The 22,867-nt window shown below is 73.8% G+C and carries 19 protein-coding genes; 10 read left to right on the top strand and 9 right to left on the bottom strand.

The genetic code is table 11. The features are described 5' to 3' along the window. Window positions 1–24: 24 nt before the first annotated feature. On the bottom strand, window positions 25–891 hold the full coding sequence (locus tag FRADC12_RS03300) for a class II glutamine amidotransferase (RefSeq protein ID WP_045875501.1): 867 nt from the start codon (window positions 889–891) through the stop codon (window positions 25–27). 94 nt (window positions 892–985) lie between these two features. Beyond that, window positions 986–2,485 (bottom strand): MFS transporter, encoded by a 1,500-nt coding sequence (locus FRADC12_RS03305; protein ID WP_045875502.1) that lies wholly within the window; start codon window positions 2,483–2,485, stop codon window positions 986–988. Window positions 2,486–2,836: 351 nt separating this feature from the next. On the opposite strand from FRADC12_RS03305, the gene gad reads away from it, so the two are divergent. Next, the gene (gene gad / locus FRADC12_RS03310) at window positions 2,837–4,270 is read left to right on the top strand and encodes a glutamate decarboxylase (protein WP_045875503.1); all 1,434 of its coding nucleotides are present in this window, start codon (window positions 2,837–2,839) and stop codon (window positions 4,268–4,270) included. A 127-nt stretch (window positions 4,271–4,397) separates the two neighbouring features. Further along, entirely contained in the window at window positions 4,398–4,619 is a 222-nt protein-coding gene (locus tag FRADC12_RS03315) for a DUF4287 domain-containing protein (protein ID WP_045875504.1), read from the top strand. A gap of 18 nt (window positions 4,620–4,637) precedes the next feature. Here the strand turns inward: FRADC12_RS03315 and FRADC12_RS30835 are convergent, their stop codons facing one another. From FRADC12_RS30835 to FRADC12_RS03335, 3 genes are all read right to left on the bottom strand, one after another. Further along, a complete protein-coding gene (locus FRADC12_RS30835) occupies window positions 4,638–5,393 on the bottom strand; it encodes a hypothetical protein (RefSeq protein ID WP_052710664.1) in 756 nt (251 codons plus the stop codon). A gap of 368 nt (window positions 5,394–5,761) precedes the next feature. Then, window positions 5,762–6,946 carry a Nickel transporter NicT gene (gene nicT, locus FRADC12_RS03330; RefSeq protein ID WP_045875506.1) on the bottom strand — a complete coding sequence of 395 codons (1,185 nt, stop codon included), beginning with the start codon at window positions 6,944–6,946 and terminating at the stop codon, window positions 5,762–5,764. Window positions 6,947–7,033: 87 nt separating this feature from the next. Further along, entirely contained in the window at window positions 7,034–7,591 is a 558-nt protein-coding gene (locus FRADC12_RS03335; protein WP_045875507.1) for an NUDIX hydrolase, read from the bottom strand. A gap of 236 nt (window positions 7,592–7,827) precedes the next feature. Here FRADC12_RS03335 and FRADC12_RS03340 point away from each other — a divergent pair, with 236 nt between their 5' ends. Together FRADC12_RS03340 and FRADC12_RS03345 are read left to right on the top strand one after the other, a co-directional pair. Further along, window positions 7,828–8,727, top strand: coding sequence for an oxygenase MpaB family protein (locus FRADC12_RS03340; RefSeq protein WP_045875508.1), 900 nt, complete (start codon window positions 7,828–7,830; stop codon window positions 8,725–8,727). Window positions 8,728–8,857: 130 nt separating this feature from the next. Beyond that, window positions 8,858–10,762: a serine/threonine-protein kinase gene (locus tag FRADC12_RS03345; protein WP_045875509.1), complete on the top strand. Its 1,905-nt coding sequence runs from the start codon at window positions 8,858–8,860 to the stop codon at window positions 10,760–10,762. Window positions 10,763–10,787: 25 nt separating this feature from the next. Here FRADC12_RS03345 and FRADC12_RS03350 read toward each other — a convergent pair whose 3' ends face one another. Continuing rightward, window positions 10,788–11,774, bottom strand: a complete 987-nt coding sequence (locus FRADC12_RS03350) for an antibiotic biosynthesis monooxygenase (protein ID WP_052711246.1) — start codon at window positions 11,772–11,774, stop codon at window positions 10,788–10,790. Between the two features lie 199 nt (window positions 11,775–11,973). Here FRADC12_RS03350 and FRADC12_RS03355 point away from each other — a divergent pair, with 199 nt between their 5' ends. The 3 genes from FRADC12_RS03355 to ppc all read left to right on the top strand — a co-directional run bounded on the left by FRADC12_RS03355 (window position 11,974) and on the right by ppc (window position 17,397). Further along, window positions 11,974–12,522, top strand: coding sequence for a nucleoside deaminase (locus FRADC12_RS03355; protein WP_232303588.1), 549 nt, complete (start codon window positions 11,974–11,976; stop codon window positions 12,520–12,522). Window positions 12,523–12,601: 79 nt separating this feature from the next. Beyond that, window positions 12,602–14,434 (top strand): glycoside hydrolase family 2 protein, encoded by a 1,833-nt coding sequence (locus FRADC12_RS03360; RefSeq protein ID WP_045875512.1) that lies wholly within the window; start codon window positions 12,602–12,604, stop codon window positions 14,432–14,434. Between the two features lie 101 nt (window positions 14,435–14,535). Next, window positions 14,536–17,397 carry a phosphoenolpyruvate carboxylase gene (gene ppc, locus FRADC12_RS03365; protein ID WP_232304103.1) on the top strand — a complete coding sequence of 954 codons (2,862 nt, stop codon included), beginning with the start codon at window positions 14,536–14,538 and terminating at the stop codon, window positions 17,395–17,397. Window positions 17,398–17,451: 54 nt separating this feature from the next. Here ppc and FRADC12_RS03370 read toward each other — a convergent pair whose 3' ends face one another. Then, window positions 17,452–18,750, bottom strand: coding sequence for a PspC domain-containing protein (locus FRADC12_RS03370; protein ID WP_045875513.1), 1,299 nt, complete (start codon window positions 18,748–18,750; stop codon window positions 17,452–17,454). Window positions 18,751–18,875: 125 nt separating this feature from the next. On the opposite strand from FRADC12_RS03370, the gene FRADC12_RS03375 reads away from it, so the two are divergent. The 3 genes from FRADC12_RS03375 (at window position 18,876) to FRADC12_RS03385 (ending at window position 21,735) form a co-directional block, all read left to right on the top strand. Continuing rightward, entirely contained in the window at window positions 18,876–20,051 is a 1,176-nt protein-coding gene (locus FRADC12_RS03375) for an ATP-binding protein (RefSeq protein WP_084010425.1), read from the top strand. Then, a complete protein-coding gene (locus FRADC12_RS03380; RefSeq protein ID WP_045875515.1) occupies window positions 20,048–20,695 on the top strand; it encodes a LuxR C-terminal-related transcriptional regulator in 648 nt (215 codons plus the stop codon). The genes FRADC12_RS03375 and FRADC12_RS03380 overlap by 4 nt, the downstream gene beginning before the upstream one ends. Window positions 20,696–20,991: 296 nt before the next feature. Then, on the top strand, window positions 20,992–21,735 hold the full coding sequence (locus tag FRADC12_RS03385) for a CAP domain-containing protein (RefSeq protein WP_045879030.1): 744 nt from the start codon (window positions 20,992–20,994) through the stop codon (window positions 21,733–21,735). Window positions 21,736–21,907: 172 nt separating this feature from the next. Here the strand turns inward: FRADC12_RS03385 and FRADC12_RS03390 are convergent, their stop codons facing one another. Next, window positions 21,908–22,255 carry an ArsR/SmtB family transcription factor gene (locus FRADC12_RS03390; protein WP_045875516.1) on the bottom strand — a complete coding sequence of 116 codons (348 nt, stop codon included), beginning with the start codon at window positions 22,253–22,255 and terminating at the stop codon, window positions 21,908–21,910. Then, complete coding sequence (locus tag FRADC12_RS03395; RefSeq protein WP_232303589.1) at window positions 22,252–22,716, bottom strand: VOC family protein; 465 nt, start codon at window positions 22,714–22,716, stop codon at window positions 22,252–22,254. The genes FRADC12_RS03390 and FRADC12_RS03395 overlap by 4 nt, the downstream gene beginning before the upstream one ends. Between the last annotated feature and the right edge of the window lie 151 nt (window positions 22,717–22,867).

Here is a 22,867-nt window from a genome sequence, read left to right on the forward strand (position 1 = left end):
GAGGGTTGCGGGCATCAGGGCCAACTACTTCGCCTTCTGGGAAGCGGCAGCGTCGGGCCTTAGCTCCGCCAGGCTGAGTTGATGCGCCGGCTTGTCGGGCAGGGCGATCCTGCGGGTGACCCGCAGGTCCGGCCCGGCGTGGAGCAGCTCGCCGGGCTCCATCGGGCGCCACCCAGGGCTGTCGTCCATCCGTTCGCTGGCGACCACGAGCGCGGGGGCGGCGGCCAGGTCATGGGACTGGACCCGCATCCGGCCATTCGTGCCACTGTGATCGAGGTGGCGGTCGCCGTGGTGGCCGCCAGGCTGACGTTCGAGCGTGTAGAGCTGGTGGGTGTCGGGGTAACGCAACGCCCAGAGCTCCCGAGGCGTCGTGACAATCAGGTTCAGGGCATAGAGCGGCAGGTTCGCCGCGACCCACTGGGCGGCGCGTTCGATGCCGCTGGCCATGTCCCCGGAAATCCTAGTCTCCCGGGTGATCAGGGCGAAGAACCGCTCGGAGTCCGTATCACCCTTCACCAGGAACCGGTCCAGGCCTAGTTCGGCATCGAGCTGGTCCAGGCCCTCGACCACCCCGTTGTGCGCGAACATGCGCCCCTCCTGCTCGAAGGGATGGGTATTGCGCTGTTTTACCGCTCCGGTCGAGGCGAACCGAATGTGCGCGAGGAAGGTGGCTGACTCGACGTTCCGGGCCTCCTGCGCGAAGCCTCGGTCCTCACAGGCCGCGATCGGGGCCTTGTACAGCTCGGGAGAGCCGTCGGCGCCGAAGAAGCCGATCCCGGCGCCGTCCGGCTCCCGCCGGCTCTGGTCGCTGAGGCTGTCAGGGGCGTCCAGCAGCCAGAACGTCGCGTGCGTGCGCAGCGGCGAGCTGCTCATCCCGAACAGACGACACATGCGGCACCGCGCTCCTCGTCGGTCGTGCGCCGCCAGCCTGCCCGGACGGCGCGGGCCTGGGCCCGGCCCGCGTGCATCATCGACCGCCGACCCGTCAGCCGCCACGGCGCGGCGGGGGAAGACCAGCCCCCGCCGCGCCGTGGCGGCGGCCCGACAGCCGGCAGGCGGCGAGCAGGGCGGTGGCCCCCGTCGCGCACCCGCACACCGGGAAGACCACTAGGGCGGACGTCGCGCCGGCGTGGTCGACGAGCGCGCCGGCCAGCGGGGCCCCGGCGGCGACGCCGACTCCGTTCGCGATCACCGTCCAGCCGAAGCCCTCGGTCCGCCGGTGCGCGGGCACCAGCTCGCCGACGATCGTGGTCGAGCTGATGATCAGAGGAGTCAGCGGCAGGCCGGCGATCACGACCGCGACGACCACCGCGTCGATACCGCCGACCGAGGCCGCCAGCGGCGCCACCGAGGCGGTGAGGGCGAAAAGGCCGGCGGCCACGGCGAACCGACGCGGCAGGCTCGACCGCCAGCGCACCATCCCGTAGCAGATCCCGGCGCACAGGTTGGAAGCCGTCAGCGTGCTCGGCAGCAGCCCCGACGCGGCTCCCCAGCCATGCGCGCGGCCGTAGGCGACCAGGGCGACGTCCGAGGCGCCGAAGAACATTCCCAGCGCGGCCGCCGAGGCCAGCAGCGGGACCAGCCCGTGGATCCGCGCCATCGACCGCTCACCCGGGGCCGGCTCGCGGACCACCGGCTCACCGGCCGGCAACGGGCCGGCCATGGGCTCGCCGGCTGCCGACGCGCCGGCGCTGGCCGGCAAGGCGAGCCGGTCCGGCGACGCGGAAAGGTCCGGGACGGCTGACTTCCCAGCCGCGGGAGCCGAGCCGGACAGCGCTGTGAAGGCGGCGGTGCCGACCGCGGCGAGCACCAGCGCGGCAGCGGTACCGGCCGACGGGGTGAGGCCGGCGAGCGCGCTGGCGGCGGCCGGCCCGGTGACGAAGGTGATCTCGTCGATGGCCGACTCCAGCGCGTAGGCGGCGTCCAGCCGAGCGCCGGCCGGAAGCCTGGCGGCCCATCGCTGCCGGGCCACCGGGCCGACCTGCGGAAGGGTCGCGCCGGTCGCGACCGCGGTCCCGAGCAGTACGGGCACCGGCGCGGCCACGACGGCGGCCGCGAGGAACGCGATGCCGGCGGCGACGTGGGCGGCGGCGAGCACGGGAAGCACCGCGCGGGGGCCGAGCCGGTCGATGCGCCGGCCGATCGCCGGGCCGGACGCGGCGCCGGCGAGCGCGACCGCGGCGGTCGTCAGGCCGGCGAGGCGGTACGAGCCGGTGCTCGCCGCCACCAGCAGCATGCCGCCCACACCGATCATGGCGACCGGCAGCCGGGCCAGCAGCCCCGCCGCCATCATCGGCCGGGTGCCCGGCTGACTGACCAGCCAGCGATAGGCGGCGCCACCAGACTCGGGCGACGCGTCGGCGACGGACGCGGGCTGGGGACGCGCCCGCTCCCCGCGCCCGGCGGCTGCGGGCCTGTCCGGGGCGGCGGTGGTCGTAGGGATGTGACTCGGTGCGGACGTGCTGAGGTCAGCTGTGACGCTCATCGGGCATACCTCGCGACCGAGGCGCAACGGGCGCTCAGCCGGCGGGGTGACGGGTCCCGGATGCGTCGGCTCGGCCACACCTGACCGCCGGCGCGCCGCGCAGCGGCCGGCGCCGGTCGAGGTGGACCTCTCGGGGCGGGCCTGGTCCGCGGACTCTGCCTGTTCACAGGCTCTGATAGTTCACAGGCTCTGGCGGTTCGCGGACAGCTGGTCGGCTCGGTGCGGCGCGGTCGCGTAGCACGAAAGCCGACAGATCATAGCATCATTAGACGACCCAAGCGCGTTCCTCGACGGCCCGGACCCGGCCACGCCCTGTCGCCACGCTGGTTGCGACCGCATAGCCTTTGCCCCGTGGCACTGCACAGGCAAACGGTGGGAGACCAGGCGAACGCGCGGCTGGCGGTCCGTCCGCAGTTCCGGTGGCCCGCGGGGCAGCCGCGCCCCGGCGAGGAGACCAGCGGCGAACTGCCGCGCTACCGCATCCCGGCGGCGCCGATGGACCCGGAGACGGCCTACCAGCTGGTGCACGACGAGTTGATGCTCGACGGCAACGCCCGGCTGAACCTCGCCACCTTCGTGACCACCTGGATGGATCCGCACGCCGACCGGCTGATGGCCGAGTGCGCCGCCAAGAACATGATCGACAAGGACGAGTACCCGCAGACCGCCGAGCTGGAGGCGCGCTGCGTGAGCATGCTCGCCGACCTCTGGCACGCGGCGGACGCGGCGGACGCGGTCGGCTGCTCGACGACCGGCTCGTCCGAGGCGGGCATGCTCGCCGGCCTGGCGATGACCCGCCGCTGGCGGGCCGCGCGCCGTGCGGCGGGTCTCCCGGCCGACCGGCCGAACCTGGTGATGGGCGCGAACGTGCAGGTCTGCTGGGAGAAGTTCGCCCGCTACTGGGACGTCGAGGCCCGGCTGGTGCCGCTCGCGCCCGGGCGCACCCACCTCACCGCCGACGAGGCCGTGCGCCACTGCGACGAGAACACCGTCGGCGTCGTCGCCATCCTCGGCTCGACGTTCGACGGGACGTACGAGCCGGTCGCCGAGATCGCGGCGGCGCTCGACCGGCTCGCCGCCGGCGGCGGGCCTGACGTGCCGGTACATGTCGACGCCGCGTCGGGCGGCTTCGTGGCCCCGTTCTGCGATCCGGACCTGCTCTGGGACTTCCGGCTCGACCGGGTGGTCTCGATCAACGCGTCGGGACACAAGTTCGGCCTCGTCTACCCAGGCGTCGGCTGGGTGCTGTGGCGCGACCACGAGCACCTGCCCGAGGAGCTGGTCTTCCACGTCGACTATCTCGGCGGGACGATGCCGACGTTCGCGCTCAACTTCTCCCGCCCCGGCGCTCAGGTCGTCGCGCAGTACTACTCGCTGCTACGCCACGGCCGCGAGGGATACCGCCAGGTGATCCAGGGCTGCCGGGACGTCGCGACCCGCCTTTCTGGCCTGATCGCCGGGATGGGACCCTTTGAGCTGGTCTCCGACGGTGCCGGCGGCGGCATCCCCGCCTTCGCGTTCACAGTGCGCGATGCCGACGCGGCGGGGTTCAGCGTGTTCGACCTGTCGGAGCTGCTGCGGACCCGCGGCTGGCAGGTCCCCGCCTACCGGCTCCCACCGGCGCTGGAGGAGCTGGCCGTGCTGCGCGTCGTCGTCCGCAACGGGTTCGGCCCGGACCTGGCCGACCTGCTGGCCGCCGACCTTCGCCGCGTCGTCGAGCGCCTCACCGACGCGAGCCGCCCCGGGCCGCCGCACGCCGAGGCCGCCGCCGGCTTTCACCACTGACCGCCGGGCCGGTCGCGGGCCGATTCCCGGGCCGGCGGCCGATGAGTGGGAGCGGGTCGCCCGGTTGAACGAGGTGAGCGTGCCGGTGCGACACCGGCGGCGCACCCGACGAGAGCGGAGCAGCCCGATGGCCACCGAGCCCACCGCCGCGAAGGTGCGCGGACCGGCGTCCTACTTCCCGTCGATCGAGAAGAAGTACGGCCAACCGATCGCCGAATGGAAGACGATCATCAGGGCGAGCGGCGTCACCCATCACATGGAGCTGGTCGGCTGGCTGAAGAAGGAGTACGGCCTGGGGCACGGCCACGCCAACGCCCTCGTCGCCGACACGCTGGCCGCGCGGGGCTGACCGCGCGGCGGCCGATGATCAGCTCTTTCGCCGGACGATGAACGGGTCGGTCGCCGCGGCGACGCCTTGGGCGCCGAGGTGTACCGCGCTGGCGGGAAGCTCGGAGCCGGCGAGCTGGAAGCCGAACTGGGTGTAGATCGCGCACTGGTCGGTGAGGTCGAGGCCGTCGATCCGGCCGTGGTTGGTCAGGCTGAAGGTCAGCACGTGCCGGTCGGCCGAGAGGTGGAAGCTGTCACCCTTCTCCAGCGCGAAGGGGTTGGCGGTGATGGTCTGGGCGCTGCGGACGGTCCCGGTGAACACCTCGGCGTTGGTCGAGGGGTGCGTGACCCGCAGATGCCAGCCGGCGCCGTCATGCCAGACCCACGCGCCGTCGACGCCGCCCGGGGTGACGCTCGGCGCGCCGATGACCTGGTCGGGCAGCGGCACGGAGCAGCGGTTCTGGCGCGCGTCGTCGGCGCCGGGGGACGTCGACGCACCGGCCGGCGACGCACCGGCCGGCGACGCACCGGCCGGCGACGCACCGGCCGGCGACGCACCGGCCGGCGACGCACCGGCCGCGGCCGCCGGAGCGGCCGCGAGCGCGGGCTGGGCCATGGCCGGTGCGGAACCGCCGGTCTCGCCGCCGGCCATGGCGGTCTGGCCCGCGGCCGGTGTCGTCGTGGCCGCGCTGGAGGGCGCGGCCTGTGCCGCGAGGGTGCCTGCCTGGCAGGCGGTCAGGCCGGCGACGGCCAGGCTCACGAGGGTCACGGCCAGCGGGCGGTTGTGGCGGGACATGAGGCTCCTCGTCGTAGGCATCGGTGACGAGGACCAACGTGTCCGTTCGAGACGAGAGGTGTGTGAGCGGAATGTTCGAACCCGGTCAATCCTCGACCTTCCTCAGGGCCCAGGGGCGAGCTGCGGGCCGCGCTGGTGGAACGCGGGCTGCTGGGCGGTGCGTCCATCCAGGTGACCCAGAAGCTGTCGTCGACGCGGTGTCCGCGCTTGCTCTGGCTGAGGTGCGGAGGTGCCCCGGCCAGCCCCCGGCGGGGCCTCCCGCTTACCCGGCGCCCACGCGATGACGCGTGACCCGAGCGGCACCCGGGGCGTCCGCGCCGCGGGTGGACCGCGCGTGACCTGGGCTTTCCCTCCCGCCCCGAGGGGAGTCAGGCCGGCTCGGTTGACTGGGTGGGCTCATAGGTCAGGTTGCTCGACCAGCGTTCCTCGACGCGGCCGAAGTACCAGACCGCGAGCGCGATCGCCCACGCGACGAAGAAGAGGCCGACGATGCCGTAGCCGGCGTAGTCGAGGTTGATGTTGGCGACCCAGGCGATCGGCCCGGACCGGATCGTGAATCGGTCGGCCACGACACCGATGAGCTCGATGCTGCCGATGACCAGCGCGACGACCACCGAGATGGTCGTGATCGTCAGGTTGTAGAACACCTTGCGGACCGGGCGGGCGAAGGCCCAGCCGTAGGCGGCGTTCATGAAGACGCCGTCGATGGTGTCCATCAGGCACATGCCGGCGGCGAAGAGGATCGGGAGCACCAGCACCGAGTAGAAGGGCAGGTTGAACGCCGCGGCGCCGCCCGCGAGGACGAGCAGGCCCACCTCGGTCGCGGTGTCGAACCCGAGCCCGAACAGAACCCCGACAGGGTAGATGCTCAGCGGCCTGGTGACGGTCTTCGTGAGCCGGCCGAGGAAGCGGTTCATGAAGCCGCGGGAGTCGAGGCGCCGCTCCAGCTCCTGCTCGTCGTAGGTCCCGTGGCGCATCTCGCGGAAGATCTTCAGGATGCCGACCAGGGCGGCGAGGTTGAGGATCCCGAGTATCCAGAGGAAGACGCCGGACACCGACGGGCCGATGACCCCGGTGATGGTGTGCAGCTCGGAGCTGTCGTTCGAGACCGGGCCGACCAGGGACTTGACGCCGACGGAGAGCAGGAAGGCCAACACGAAGACGATCGTCGAGTGGCCGAGGGAGAACCAGAACCCGACCGACAGCGGCCGGCGCCGTCGTTCCTGCCCGGCGGCCTCGGCGGCGGCGTTGTCGGCGACCAGCTTCCGGGTGGCGTTGTCGACGGCCGCGATGTGGTCGGCGTCGAAGGCGTGCCGCAGCCCGAACGTGTAGGCGAGCACGCCCACCCCGGCGGTGAAGACCGGGTGGTCACCGCCGAGCTGATAGCCGTGCGGGGCCACCAGGGTGAGCAGCACGACGAAGCCGGCCACGTGCAGGACGACGATGACGGCGGCCATCCCGGCGAGCGACCGCTTGTCCGCGCTGCTGAGGCTGTCGCGGAACTGCGCCAGCCGCGTCCCGAACGACACCTCCCTGGTGCTGGGGGTGGTCATCACTACGCCACTATCTCGTTGTTGCGAGACTCTCGCAACTGGCTCCCAGCCTCAGGAACCCTCCCAGTCTCAGGAACCCTCGCAGCTTCAGGAACCGAGGAGCCGCCCGGTGCGGACGAGGGTCTCGCGCAGGTTGTCCTCGGCGACGGCGTCCAGCGCGTCGGGCAGGCTGAGCCAGCGCAGCGGCGCCGTCGGCTTCTCCGGCCGAGCCTGCGCCGGCGCCGCGGTCGCCAGGACGAAGCGCAGATCCGCGTGCTCGTGCGCCGGCTCCCGGGTGTTCGCGGGAACCGGGACCACGACGACGTGGCGCAGCTCGGCCGTCGGCCAGGGCCGCAGGTCCGTCAGGCCCGTCTCCTCGCGGCCCTCCCGCAGGGCGACGGCGACCGGGTCGTCCTCGCCCGGGTCGCCGTGGCCGCCGACCTGCAGCCAGCTCTCCATCCGCTCGTGCCAGCGCAGCAGGACCCGCCCGGTCTCCGGATGGACGACCACCGCCGACGCGGTGAGATGCAGCGGCGCGTCGCGTGACCAGGGGTCGGGAGTTCCCTCGACCATGGCCAGCGCCTGGGCCACATCCGCCGCCTCGCCGCCGTCCGCCGGCTGATACCTGGACAGCAGGTGCTTCGCAGCGCCGGAACCGCATTTCATGCGATCAAATCCTAGTGCCGTGACCGGCCCGCCCGTTTAGGTGATCGCCGACTGCGCCCTCAAGTGGTCGCGGAAATGCCACGGCTACAACCATCTGGAGCCTGAAATGGCGATCATGCCGGTGCCTGGACGGGGCTGGCCCCGGCCCGAACGGCACACCCGCGAATACGCGTGTCGGTCCTCACGATCATTGTGCGGATCAGACGGGTGAACGCGGCGGCGCGCATGATGGCGTAATGGTGCTGCCGAGGCTGCCCGTCGACGCGGCCGAGCTCCGCGCGCGGGTCGGCGGCGAGGTCTTCGCCCGGGTCTCCGGGCCGGACGGCGCGCGCCGGCGCGAGCAGATCTTCGAAGCAGCCGGCGAGCGGTGGTTCGCCGAGGACCGGCCGATCCGGCGGGTACACGGCGACAGCGCGATGTTCGTCGGCGGCCTGCGGGCGCTGCTGCTCCAGTCGCTGCATCCGCTCGCGATGGCCGGGGTGGCCGCTCATTCGGACTTCCGCGCCGACCCGTGGGGCCGGCTGCAGCGGACCAGCTATTTCCTCGCCGCGACGACCTTCGGCCCGGACGACGAGGCGGAGCGAGCGGTCGCCCGGGTACGGGGTGTGCACCGCCGGGTCCGCGGGACGGCGCCCGACGGGCGGCCCTACGCGGCGGACGACCCACACCTCCTGCGCTGGGTGCATCTCGCCGAGATCGACAGCTTCCTCGCCGCCTACCAGCGTTACGGCTCGGCCCCGCTGACCACGGCCGAGCAGGACGGCTACGTGCTGGACACGGGGCTGGTGGCCGAGAAGCTCGGCATCGACGACCCGCCGCGCACGATGGCCGCGCTGGGCGAGCAGCTGGCGGCGTACCGCCCGGAGCTCGCCGGTACACCGCAGGCCCGCCAGGCCGCCCGGTACCTGCTGGTCAGCGCGCCGCTGCCGCTCGCGGCCCGGGCTCCGTACAGCGCGCTCGCGGCCGCGGCCGTCGGCCTGATGCCGGTGTGGACGCGGTGGCCGCTGCGGCTGCCCTACCTGCCCGTCCTCGAGGGCACCGTCGGCCGGCTGGCCGGCTGGGGCGCGGTGGCGGGGATCCGCTGGGCCACGAGCCCCGCCGACTCGGCCGGGCAGTCGGCAGGCTCCGCGCGCTGACCGCCGGATCGACGGTCCGTCGCCGGCATCCGGCCGAGACACGTCGGCGCGCTCATCGCTAACCTCGTCGGGGAACCGAGGATGTTGCAGCTGCCGCTGACCCCCGCGTCGAGGAGGAGGACGGCCGCGCGTGAGACCGCTCCGTGCCGGGGACCCCGTCGCCGTCGGCGGCTACCGCCTGCTCGGCACCCTCGGCGCCGGCGGGATGGGCCGGGTCTACCTGGCCCGCAACCAGGGCGGCCGGACCGTGGCCGTCAAGGTGATCCGCCCCGAGTACGCGGACGAGCCGGCGTTCCGGACCCGGTTCCGCCGTGAGGTCGATGCGGCCCGACGGGTCGGCGGCCCCTGGACGGCACCGCTGATCGACGCCGGCCCCGACGCCGAGCAGCCCTACCTCGTCACCGCGTACATCCCGGGCCCATCCCTGGGGCGGGCGGTGGCGGACCACGGCCCACTGCCGGCGACGAGCGTGCGCGCGCTCGGCGCCGGCCTCGCCGAGGCGCTGATCGCCGTGCACAGCGCCGGGCTGGTCCACCGCGACCTCAAGCCGTCGAACGTGATCCTCAGCCCCGACGGGCCGCGCGTCATCGACTTCGGGATCTCCCGGGCGATCGACGCCTCGGTGCTGACCACGAGTGGCGCGGTAGTCGGCTCGCCCGCCTTCATGGCCCCGGAACAGGTGCACGGCGCCGAGATCGGCCCGGCCAGCGACGTCTTCTCGCTGGGGTCCGTGCTCGTGTTCGCCACGACGGGCGCCGGGCCGTTCGACGGCCCGGTCATGGCCTCCGTGCTGCACGGGGTGCTCACCCGCGAGCCCGACCTCGCCGAGCTGCCCGCCGACCTGCGCGAGCTGGTCCGCGCCTGCCTGCGCAAGGATCCGGCGGCGCGGCCCACCCCGCGCGAGGTGGTGTCCGCGCTCGCGCCCGACGGCGCCGCCGCGCTGATGGCGGCCGGCTGGCTGCCGACGGACCTGGTCACGAGCCTGAGCCGGCAGGCCGTCGCCCTCCTCGACCTCGACACACCCGGCGAGCCCGGCCCGCCCTACACCTCCGTCACGCCGCCTGGACCCGTCACGCCAGCCGGCCAAGCCACACCAGCCGAGCACAACCCGCCGCCCGGCTACCCGCCGCCACCCGGGTACTCGCCAGCGGCCGGGTTCGCGTCGCGGGATCCAGCCGGATACACCCCGCCAGCCGGGTACCCGCCGCCGGCCGGCTACGTCCCGGCGGCCGGCCAGGGCTCGGGTCCCGGGACGGGCCCGCCGAGCGGCGCACCGTCGGGCCTCGTGACGGTCGCGACCCCGGCGCCCTTCCCCGGTCTGCCGCCCACCCCGCCTGGTCCATTGGGGGCAACCCCGCCGGGGCCGCCGGCAGGCGGGTCGAACCGCCGCGGCCTGATCGCGGCCGCGACGGCGGGCTTCCTCGGCCTGGTGGTCATCATCCTGCTCGTCGTCCTCCTGGTGCGGCAGGCCCACAGCTCGGCCGCCAGCGACGACGGGACCATCGGTCGTCAGAGCTCCGGTCCGGCGATCTCCGTGGAGACCTCCGGCCCGCCGGCCACCTTCGACGGGTCCATTCCTGACGGTTCCCTCCCAGACGGCTCCGCGCCGCCCGCGGGTACCGGAACGACCCGGCCCGGTCCCCTGCCCACCCGGTACCTCGGAACCTGGCAGGGGACGGTGACCACCGAGGACGGCGCGATCATCTACCACGCGGTGATCACCCTGCGAGCGGGCCAGACCGGCCAGACCGTCGGCCATGCGGACATGGCAGTGACCACCGTCCTGGGCGTGCCGGTCGACTCGCTCGACTGCACCGGGGATCTCCGGCTCGTCGGGTTCGGCGGCCCGTCCGGAGACGAGGTGGTCGTGGCCGACATCCCGGGCTCCGGCAAGAACGTCACCATGCTCGGTGTGCAGGCCTGCACCGAGGGCGGCACCACCCGGCTGTCCCTCGGCTCCGACGGCCAGCTGACCTACACGTCCGAGGACGTGCCCGGGGGCCGGCCGTCCGGCAAGCTGCGCCGCCAGCAGTGACCCGGGCGGAGCGGCGGCGCGGCCCTCAGGCGGTCGCCAGCCCGAAGACCAGCAGGGAAAGCCCGTAGCAGCCGACGACGAGGGCCGCGCCCAGGGCCTGGCGACACCGGGTCCTGGGCACCCCGGGCATCAGCCAGAACCCGAACACCCGGTTCGCGAGCGGCATCAGAATCCAGGTCAGCGTGGCCACGCTCAGGATGTTGCCGACGAAGAAGACCAGGAACTCCGGTAGCCCGGCGCCCGTCAGCGCGTCGCTGACCGTGATGCTCAGCACCATAACCGTGGGATAGAGCGCGAGCAGGACCATCATCGCCTGCTTCCAGCTCGGCGGCGCTCCCTCGTCCCGGCCGCCGGCCTCGCCGAACCGGAACCAGCCGCTGAACGCGGAGCCCACCTTCCGGACGTCGAATCCGGTGATGTGCGCACGGCCGTCCTCGATCAGCCGCTGCCGTGCGGTCGAGCCGAGCCATTCCTCCAGGTGGCGCATCGAGTCGTACCGGAAGACTGCGACCCACCTTTCCTGAACCCCGGGAACGGGCTGGAAAAGCTCGTAGCCCCGAAACCCGGCCGTCGTCTTCTGGACCTTGTGCGCCTTCTCCTGCCAGGCGAGGAAGGCCGCCTCATGGCCCGGCCGTACGTCATGCGCGACGACCGCCGTGACGGTGTCCTTCTCGGGTCGCTCACCCGCGAGGATCTCCTGGCTGCCCGGGCCGCTGAACAGCTCCCGGCCCTCGTCCAGCAGGCGCCTGCGGTCCGGTGAGTCCAGCCAGCCGCGCAGGTCACCGACCGTCCCGAACCGGAACAGCACCACCCAGGAGTGGTCGTCGACCGACGCCGGCGGGTAGAGCTCGGCCGCCTCGAAACCGGGGCGCCGGCGGGCCACATCGTCCGTTCTGCGCTGCCAGCGCAGATAGTCGCGTTCACAGCCTTCGCGCACGTCGACGGTGACGACGGCGGTCGCGGCCGCGCCATCCGATTCCCGGCCGACGTCATCTTTCCGCGAGCCATCCACCATTCGGAGCGTAGGTCGTGGAAAGCATCACGGCGCGCCACCGTTGCCTCTTGCCCGTTTTGTTCGTTCGGTCCCGGCGGCGCTACGCCCGGCGCCCGGATGGGTATGCCACTGCTGTGGCCGGATGGTTCCGGAAAACACCGGCCCACCGGGAGCGACGAACAGCGGAAATGGGGCGGGCATGGACAAGAAGGCGCTCATGAACGAGGCCACGCGGCTGGCGGTCCAGTCGGTGGAGAACGGCTGGGGCGGCCCCTTCGGCGCCGTGATCGCCAAGAACGGGGACATCGTCGCGCGCGGCCAGAACCGCGTCCTGCTGACCGGGGACCCCACCGCGCACGCCGAGGTCGAGTGCATCCGCAAGGCGATCCAGGTGCTGAACCCGGACGGCCCGACGATCAGCCCGGACGAGCAGAACCACGCGACGCTGCAGCTGGTCCCCCGCCCGCCCGGCTCCCCGGACCGGGTTCCCGAACGGGCCCGGATGCTGCTGGGGTACTCGCTCTACACGGCCGGCATCCCGTGCCCGATGTGCATGAGCGCGATCTACTGGTCCCGGATCGATGACGTCTACTACAGCAGCGACCTCGAAGCGACCCGCGAGATCGGTTTCGACGACGCCTTCCAGTACGAGGACTTCGGCCGGCCGCTGGCCGAGCGCTCGATCCACGTCGAGCAGCTCAGCCCCGAACTGGGCGGGCAGGCCTACGCGACGTGGAGCGGCAAGCCCGACCGCCACCCGTACTAGGACCCGGCCAGCCAGACCCGGCCCGCCGGATACGGCCAGCCAGGACGGCCGGCCGGGCGCGACCTTCTAGCATTCGGGAGTGCCCGGTAGAAGGCTCTCGGCCGCCTGGTCGCGCGCGGCCGCCGCGCGCCGGCCACTGCCGGAGTACCCGCGCCCGCACCTCGTCCGAGCGTCCTGGCTGTCGCTGAACGGCCGGTGGGAGTTCTGGGGCGGCCGGGAAGCGGAGGATCTCGACGAGCCCGGCGGTCCCCCGGTCGGGCGCCGGCTGCCGCGCCGGGTCATGGTCCCGTTCCCGGTCGAGGCGCGCCTGTCCGGCATCGAGGCCGGGTACCAGCGGATGTGGTACCGCCGCACGTTCCGGGTGCCGCCCGGCTGGGCCGGCGGCCGGGTCCACCTGCACTTCGGCGCGGTGGACTGGGAATGCCGGGTGTGGGTCAACGGCGTCGAGGTGGGCGCGCACCGCGGCGGCTACGACGCCTTCAGCTTCGACATCACACCCGCCCTGGCCTGGCACGACGAGGAAGAGGTGCTCGTCCACGTCCTGGACCCGACGGACGGCGGTGGGCAGCCGCTCGGCAAGCAGCGGCGGAACCCGGGCGGGATCTTCTACACGGCCGCCTCGGGGATCTGGCAGACCGTCTGGCTGGAGCCGACCCCGTCCTGCCACATCGCCCGGCTCACGCTGACCCCGGACCTGGCCGCCGGCGCCGTCCACGTCCTGGTGCACGCGGTCCAGGCGCCCGCGGCCGCGGAGGCGGGCCAGCCGGGGCCTGCCGCCGCGGTCCCGGTCCGGGTCGAGGTGCGCGCCGGCCTCGCGGCCGAAGCCGACACGGTGGCGACCGGTCTCGGCACCAGCGGGCAGCCGTTCACCGTCGAGATACCGAACGTCCGGCCCTGGTCGCCCGACGACCCCTTCCTCTACGGCGTGACCGTCACCCTCGCCGACAGCCAGCCCGGCCCAACCGGCGCGCCCGACCGGGTCGACGGCTACGTCGGCATGCGGTCCGTCGAGGTGACGGAGGTGGCCGGCGAGCCGCGGCCACTGCTGAACGGACGCTTCGTCTTCCACCTCGGGCTGCTGGATCAGGGCTACTGGCCGGACGGCGGCTACACGGCCCCGACCGACGACGACCTCCGGCGCGACCTCGAGGTGGCGAAGGAGCTCGGCTTCACCTGTATCCGCAAGCACGCGAAGGTTGAACCGGCGCGCTGGTACCACTGGGCCGACCGGCTCGGCCTGCTCGTCTGGCAGGACATGCCGTCCATGCCGCACGACCGGCAGCCGGACGAGGCCGCCCGCCGCCAGTTCGAGGCCGAGCTGCGGGCACTCGTCGAACAGTGCGGCGCCTTCCCGTCCGTGGTCGGCTGGGTCCCGTTCAACGAGGGCTGGGGCCAGTACGACGTCGCGCGGATCGCCCGGACGGTCCGGGACCTCGACCCGACCCGCCTGGTCAGCGAGAACAGCGGCAGCGCCGACCCCGGGAACGACTGGGTCGACGGGGGCGCCGGCCACGTCGCCGACCTGCACGCCTATCCCGGCCCGGCCGCCGTCGCGGCCTCGGCCGGCAGGTGCCGGGCGCTCGGCGAGTTCGGCGGACTCGGGCTGGCCCTGACCGGCCACGACTGGGGCCGGGCAACCGGGTTCAGCTACGAGTGGGCCACCTCGCCGGACGGGCTCACCGACCGCTATCTGGGGATGGTCGACGAGCTGCGCGCGCTGGCCCGCGACCAGGGCCTCAGCATCGCCGTCTACACCCAGGTGACGGACGTCGAGGGCGAGCGCAACGGCCTGCTGACCTACGACCGGACCGTCCTGAAGGTCGACCCCGACCGGGTCCGCGCCGCCCACCAGCGGCTGTACGACGAGACCCGCGCCTTTTCCGCTCCTGATCGCGAGGACCCGCGGTCCTGAAACAGGCCGGACACCTGAAGGCGCGAGCATGGCCAGCGCGCCCCGCGCGGGTACCGACCGCGCCCCGCGCACACGAGACCACCGGAGGCGGCGTGACGGCGATGGACCACCGCGGCGAGGCACGGACCAGCGGCGACGGGACCGGCCCCGAGCCGGACACCGAGCAGGGCCTGGACGCCGGGACGTTCGCCGGCGGGGTCGCCTCGGATGTGCGGCACGCCGGGGTGCGGGCCGGGGTGCGCCGCCTCGGCGGGCTGCTCGGCGAGTCGCTGACCCGCCACGAGGGCGCCCAGCTGCTGGAGCTCGTCGAGCGGGTGCGCGCGCTGGCCCGCGGAAGCGGCGACCGCGGCGACCTGCACCGCGTGCTCGCGGACGTCGACCATCCAACCGCGATCGTGCTGGCCCGGGCGTTCACCGCGTACTTCCAGCTCGCCAACATCACCGAGCAGCTGCACCGGGCCCGGGAGCTGACCGACCGCCCGCGGGGCGCGATCGAGGAGACGGGCGGCCGGATCGCCGCCGCCGTGTCCGCGGGACTGCTCGACCCGGAGCTGCCCGCCCAGGTCGTCAGCCGCCTGGAGCTGCGCCCGGTGTTCACCGCGCACCCGACCGAGGCGAGCCGCCGCTCGGTGCTCGACGTGCTGCGCGGGATCGCCGAGCTGCTCGACGCCGCCGACGACCCGCGCGCGCACCCGTCCCGCCGCCACGTCGTCGACCGCCGGCTCGCCGAGGCCGTCGACGTGCTCTGGCAGACCGACGAGCTGCGGGTGGAGCGCCCGAAGCCCACCGACGAGGCCCGCTCGGCCGCCTACTACCTGACCTCGATCGCCACCGACGTGCTGCCCGGCCTGCTCGAGGAGCTCGACGGCGCGCTCGCGCAGGCCGGGGCAGGGCTGCCGGTCACCGCCCGGCCGCTGCGGTTCGGCACCTGGGCCGGCGGCGACCGGGACGGCAACCCGAACGTCACCCCGGCCGTGACCCTCGACGTCCTCACGCTGCAGCACGAGTTCGGCATCCGCGTGCTGCTGGGCGCCGTCGACGGCCTGATCAAGGACCTGACGGCCTCGACGCGGGTCGTCGAGGTCAGCGACGAGCTGGTGGCGAGCCTCGACGCCGACCGGGCGGCCCATCCCGAGGTGTACGACCGGTTCATCCGCCTGAACGCCACCGAGCCGTACCGGCTGAAGGCCAGCTACATCCGGGCCAGGCTGGCGGCCACCCGCGACCGGCTGGCCGCCGGGGCCGCGCACGTGCCCGGCCGGGACTACCTGAGTTTGCCCGGCCTGCTCGCCGACCTGACCGTCATGCACCGGTCGCTGTCGCAGAACCGGGGCCAGCTGGTGGCCGACGGCCCGCTGCGGCGCGCGATCCGGGTGGCCTCGGCGGTCGGGATGTCGCTCGCGACCCTCGACATCCGCGAGCACGCCGAGCGCCACCACGCGGCGCTCGGCGCGCTCTACGACCGGCTCGGCGAGCTGCCCGGCCCGTACGCCGACCTCGACCGGCCCGAGCGGATCGCGCTGCTGTCCCGCGAGCTGGCCGGACGCCGGCCGCTGTCCGGGGCGGCGGCGCCCGTCCCCGCCGACCCGACGGCGGCGGCCGTGCTGGAGCTGTTCGCCACGATCCGGGTCGCGCTCGACCGGTTCGGCGAGGACGTCATCGAGAGCTACATCGTGTCGATGACCCGCGACGTCGACGACATCCTCGCGGTCGTCGTGCTCGCCCGGGAGGCCGGTCTCGTCGAGATCACCCCCGGCGCCGGCGCGCGGGCGCGGATCGGGTTCGTGCCGCTGTTCGAGACCGTCGCCGAGCTGCGCGCCGCCGGCCGGCTGCTCGACGGCATGCTCGCCGACCCGTCCTACCGGGCCGTGGTCGCCGCCCGCGGCGACCTCCAGGAGATCATGCTCGGCTACTCCGACTCCTCCAAGGACGCCGGCATCGCCGCGTCCCAGTGGGAGATCCACCGGGCCCAGCGGGAGCTGCGGGACGTGGCCCGCCGGCACGGCGTCGTGCTGCGGCTGTTCCACGGCCGCGGCGGCTCGGTCGGCCGGGGCGGCGGGCCGACCGGCGAGGCGATCCTCGCCCAGCCGTTCGGCACCCTCGACGGCCCGATCAAGGTCACCGAACAGGGCGAGGTGATCTCGGACAAGTACACGCTCCCCCAGCTGGCCCGCCACAACCTGGAGATCGCGCTGGCCGCCGTGCTGGAGGCGTCGATCCTGCACCGCGAGTCCCGCCAGCCAGCGGGCGTGCTGGCCGAGTGGGACCAGGCGATGGAGGCGGTCGCCGACTCGGCGCGCACCGCCTACCGGGCGCTGACCGCCGACCCGGCACTGGTGCCGTTCTTCCTGGCGGCGACACCCGTCGACGAGCTGGGCCACCTCAACATCGGCTCCCGGCCGTCCCGGCGGCCCGGCGGCATTGGTGGCCTGGACGACCTGCGCGCGATCCCGTGGGTGTTCGGCTGGACGCAGTCGAGGATCATCCTGCCCGGCTGGTTCGGGCTCGGCACCGGGCTCGCGGCCGCCCGGGCGGCCGGCGCGGGCGACACGCTGGCCGAGATGTACCGGTCGTGGCACTTCTTCCGCACGTTCCTGAGCAACGTGTCGATGACGCTGGCGAAGACCGACCTGCGGATCGCCGCCGACTACGTCACCACGCTCGTCCCCGCAGAGAAGGCCGGACCGTTCGAGGTGATCCGCGCCGAGCACGAGCGCACCGTCGCCGAGGTGCTGACCGTCACCGGGTCCTCGACCTTGCTGGAGCACGCCCCGGTGCTGCGCCAGACGCTGGAGGTGCGCGACCTGTACCTCGCCCCGTTGCACGCGCTGCAGGTGTCACTGCTCGCCCGGTCCCGCGCCGCCGCGGCGGCCGACCCCGGTGGCGAGATCGACCCACGCCTGCGCCGGGCCCTGCTGCTGACCATCAACGGCATCGCCGCCGGCCTGCGCAACACCGGGTGACCGGCTCGCGCGGGTGCTCGGAGCGCCCGAGCACCCGCGACCGGGCCGGCCGGGTCAGCCGTGCGAGACCGACACGTTGCCGTCGGCGACCTTGACGTAGATCGTCACCGGGGCGCCTTCGGTGCCGTACGGCGGCAGGACCGTCTCGTTGGTCCCGATGCCACGGTGCCGCTCGCCCCAGCCGCGGCCGGCGCTCGTGAAGGAGTTGAGGCCGTCGACGGTGACGTCGCCGAAGCGCACGTCGGCCCGGACGGTCGCGTTCATCCCCGCGGGCAGGAGCACCCGGACCTGGCCCGCCCCGAGCGTGACGTGGATCTCGTGGGCCGACGTCGGCGTGAGGCGGCGCAGGTCCAGCACGCCCTGGCCGAAGGCGAGGCGGTAGTCGCCGCGCACGTCGGCGGCCGTCGCCGGCGTCCAGACCTGCTGCCCGGTCCCGTCGTGCAGGCTCGCGTGGGTACCGCCGAACGCGGCGGTGCCGAGCGCACCGAGGAGCAGCAGCGGGAGCAGCGACCACGGGAGGCGCCGCAGCACCCCACCGACCAGCAGCGCGACCAGGGCGATCCCGCCGATGACCCAGAAGTAGACCGGCAGCCAGATCCCGACGAGCGCGTCGGTCACCCCAAGGACGGTCAGCGTCGCCACCAGCGTCGTGAGCGCGGCTATCCGCAGCGGCCAGGACCGTCGGTGGCGTTCCCGCGCCGCGCCTCGGGCCTCACCGAGCCAGGCGCGAGCCTCGGTGGCCCAGGCCGGCGCCGTTGGGCCCTTGTCCAGGCGCAGGGCCGGCGCGTCGACCGAGGTCCGCAGCTCTTCCGAGGTGACGGCCTCTCCCGAGCCCGCCCCGGCCCAAGCGGCCGGCGGCTCGCCTGAGGCTGGCGGCGCGGTCCGGACTGGACGCCGCCAGCCGCCATCCCGAGACCCGAGCAGCACCAGCGGCACGACGACCATCACGAGCAGCGGCCAGGCCGGGTGCGGCGACCACCAGCTGAAGGCGAGGCTCCACAGCAGCAGCCCGCAGACGACCGCCACCAGCCACGGCGGGATGTGGCGGCGGCGCAGCCGCTCGACCCAGCCGTCGAGCGGTGTGTGGCCGGTCCCCTCGGCCGGGATGACCGCCCACGCGATCAGGTAGGCGAGGGCGCCGGCGCCGCCGAAGATCGCGGCGACGGCGAACAGGACCCGGAACAGCACCGGGTCGACGCCGGCGTACTCCCCGAGCCCGCCGGAGACACCGGACAGGACGCGGTCGGTGGCGCTGCGGCGTAGCTGGCGCCGCGGAGCAGCCGGCGGAACGGCCGGCGGGGCAGTGAGCGGGGCGGCTGGCGGTGTCACCGGGGGTTCGGGTTCTGTGCTCATAGTGGGTACAGGTTGCCGACGTGACGGGGTCAGCGCATCCGGTGAACCCCTGATTTCGACCCTGAGGGCGGGGCTCGGGGCGACTCCCGATACCCGAGAACCGCCGGAGCCGGAATCATGGCTGTGTGACCCGGCCCCAGCCCACCACCCGCGTCCTCTACCGGCGTCCTGATGTGGGCCTGGCCGGCGGGGTCATCACCGGGATCGCGCTGCACACGGGCCTGCGGCGACGCACGGTCACTCTGCTTTTCCTCGTCCTGGTGATCAGCGGCGGGCTCGGCGTCGCGCTCTACGCGACGTACTGGATCGTGCTGCCCACGCCCGCCGGCGTCCGGCCCTCGCGGCTGCCGCGGCCGGTCGAGTTCGTGCTGCTCGGGGTGGTCGTCCTCGCGGCCTTCGCGGTGCTGGCGAGCCGGATCGCCGGCGGCTCCCTGTTCGTGCCCACCCTGCTCGCCTGCCTCGGCGGCGCGACGATCTGGCGCCAGGCGGCCAGCCCGGACCGCGAACGCTGGCTGCGGGCGTCGCGCAGCACGTTCGGCGCGCCGACCGCCGACCGGATGGGCCGGCTGCGCCTGCTCCTCGGGGCCGCCCTGGTAGTCGCCGGGGGTGTCCTCGTCCTGCATCGGGCGAACGTGAACACGCTGCGGGACGGGCTGTGGGCGACCGGGGTGACGGCGGTCGGCCTGGCCCTGCTCGGCGGGCCGTGGTGGATCCGGCTGACGTCCCAGCTCGGCGCCGAACGTGCCGAAAGGATCCGCGGCCAGGAGCGGGCCGACATCGCCGCCCACCTGCACGACTCCGTCCTGCAGACGCTCGCCCTCATCCAGCGCAACGCGGACTCGCCGCGCGAGGTGACCCGCCTCGCCCGCGGCCAGGAACGCGAGCTCCGCGGCCTGCTCTACGGGACCCGCGCGGCCGGCGGCCAGCTCGGCGCGGAGCTGCGCACGGCCGCCGCCGAGGTCGAGGACGCCTATGCGGTCAAGGTCGACGTCGTCGTGGTCGGTGACCTCGCCCTCGACGACGCGCTCGCGGCGGCCTGCGCCGCCGCCCGCGAGGCGATGGTCAACGCGGCCCGGCATTCCGGGGCCACCGACGTCTCGCTCTACGCCGAGGTCGAGGCCGACGCGGTCAGCGTGTTCGTCCGGGACCGTGGGGTCGGCTTCGAGCCGGACGCGGTCGCCGAGGACCGTCAGGGCGTGCGCGGCTCGATCATCGGCCGGGTCGAGCGCAACGGCGGGACGGTCTCGCTCCGCAGCAGCCCCGGCGGGGGAACAGAGGTGGCGATAAGGATGCGGCGATGACGACGGTGTACCTGGTCGACGACCACGCGATGTTCCGGGCCGGCGTCCGCGCCGAGCTCGGCGGCCGGGTCGAGGTAGTCGGTGAGGCGGCGACGCCCGCCGCCGCCGTCGCCGGCATCGTGGCGAGCCGGCCGCAGGTCGTCCTGCTCGACGTGCACATGCCGGACGGCGGCGGCCTCGCCGTGCTGCGACAGGTGGGCGAGCGCGTGCCGGACACCCGCTTCCTGGTGCTCTCCGTCTCGGACGCGGCCGAGGACGTCATCGCCCTGATCCGCGCGGGCGCCCGCGGCTACGTCACGAAGACGATCTCCGCGGACGAGCTCGCCGACGCCGTCGAACGGGTGGCGGGCGGGGACGTCGTGTTCAGCCCTCGCCTCGCCGGCTTCGTCCTGGACGCCTTCCGGGACGCGCCGAACGCCCCGCCCGCCGCGGCCGCCCCCGACGCGGACTTCGACCAGCTCACCCCGCGCGAGCGGGAGGTGCTGCGGCTGCTGGCCCGCGGCTACGCGTACAAGGAGATCGCCGCCGAGCTGTTCATCTCGGTCAAGACCGTCGAGACGCACGCGTCCAACGTCCTGCGCAAGCTGCGCCTGTCCAGCCGTCATCAGCTCACCCGCTGGGCCGCCGACCGCCGGATCACCTGACGCGATGACGCGCGCCGCCACGGGCAGCGCCCTGGCAGACCACCTCCGCCGACCACCCGAGGGGTGTGGCAGCACCCCCTTCTGCCGGGTCAGGTGTGTCGGCTCCGTGGGCGCCGGCTCCGTGGGCGCCGGCATCGCGGCTGGCCTGGGTCCCCCTCGGGACCCTGCGCCATGCCGCCCCCACGCCGCGGTGGGCACTGGCGAGGTTCACCCGCTCACGGGCCACCCGATCGGCGCTTCCTGTCCGGTTTGATAGGCTTCTGACCGTTCCTTGGGGGGGCGACCAAGGAGTGGTCATGCCTCTTGCCCGTAGGACCGTCACCGGCGCGCTGGCCGCGCTGGGCCTGGCCGCGATGCTGGCCTCCTGCAAGCCCGGTCTCGTCTCGTCACCCTCCGCCGGCGGCGAGCCCCCACAGCCAACCGTGTCGGCCGCCACCACCTTGCCGGCCGCCACCACCTTGCCGGCCGCCACCACCTTGCCGGCCGCCGCGACTCCGTCAGCACACGCTCCGTCGGCCGATCCGGACCCGGTCCCACCGTCGGCGCCGCCCACGACCGTGCCGGCCGCCGAGACACCGTCCACCCCGGCCCAGCCGCCCGCCCGCTCGACACCGCCCGCGACGACACGTCCGCCCGCCACGACGCCGCCGCCCGCCCTTTCGAAGACCGACGAGGTCGTCCGGCTGACCAACGCCGAACGGGGAAAGGCCGGCTGCGGCCCGCTCGCCGCCGACCCGCGCCTCGCCGCCTCGGCGCAGGCGCACACCGCGGACATGGCGCAGAACAACTACTTCAGCCACACCAGCCTCGACGGCCGGTCCATGGCTGACCGCATCCGCGCGACCGGGTTCCCGTTGACCGCCGTCGGGGAGAACATCGCCGCGGGTGCGGCGACGGCCGCCCAGACCATGGACATGTGGATGAACAGCCCGGGGCACCGCGCGAACATCCTCAACTGCTCCTACACCCGGATCGGCGTCGGTTACGCCGAGGGCGGTTCCTACCGCTACTACTGGACGCAGGACTTCGGCCGGCTCTGACCCGGACGACCGGCGGGACCGGGCTCGAGGCGAGCGTTCCGGTGCGCCCCCCGGTGAACGGGAACAGGCCGTTGGGCTGCCACCACTGGCCGATCTGGGCGGTGAACGCCCCCGAAGGCCCGGGCCGCGGCGACCGGCACCCGCAGCGCGACGAGAACGCGTAAGCCCTCCGTCACCGTTCCAGGTGTCGCTCAAGATGCGCGGCGAAGGCCGCGAGCTGGCCCGCCCAGGCCTGCTCGGCGGTGTCGATCCAGCGGCGCAGCTCGGTCATCGGCACCGACCGCAGCGTGTAGATCCGGACCCGCGCGTCGAACTCGGGGTGTGTCTCGCTGACCAGGCCACACTGGCGCAGCACCCGTAGATGCTTGCTCATCGTCGACGGCGTGGCGCCGAGGGCCGACGCGAGCTCGCCGGCGCGCCGCGGCCCCGCCGCGAGCAGCTCGACGGCCCGCCGCCGGACCGGGTCGGCCAGCGCGGACAGGGTCTCGTCGAGGCTCGCCTCGGGCGCGGGCTCGCTCACTTCCAGTCGGTGGCCATGATCGGCTGCCCGAGGGCGGCCTCGGCCTCGGCGCGGGAGACGTCGCAGACGTGGGCCGCGAACGACCAGCGGTGCCCCTGGAGATCGACGGCACGGTAGGTGCGGTCGCCATAGAACTGGTCCGTCGGCTCAGCCGCGATCTCCGCGCCGGCCGCGCGGGCCCGCTCGCAGTGCTCGTCGAGCCCGCCCGGCAGCTGCACGTGCACCACCTGGCTGTTCGACCCGCCGTTGCTGGCGGGGCAGCGGATCCAGTCGGCCCACTCGGCGCCAACCATGATCCGTCCAGCGCCGGCGCAGCTCAACTCGTAGTGGCACATCTCGGGCGCTTCGGGCGGCCCGTCGATGGCCATCGTGATCTCGAAACCGAACACGCGCTCCAGCCAGGCGAGGGCCGCCTTCGGGTCCCGGTGGTGCACACTCGACGTGAACACCTGTTCGCCCACGGTGCCAATACTTTCCGATTCTGGAAACCACATCAAGGACCCGCCGGCAACGACGCGCGTCGGGTGGTCCGCCAAGGCGACGCCGCGGACGCCAGCTTGCTGGCACGGTCGAACGCGGCGGTCCTGTCAGCGCCGGTCCTGGCCCGCAGGC

This window comes from Pseudofrankia sp. DC12 (assembly GCF_000966285.1).
Classification (GTDB): domain Bacteria; phylum Actinomycetota; class Actinomycetes; order Frankiales; family Frankiaceae; genus Pseudofrankia.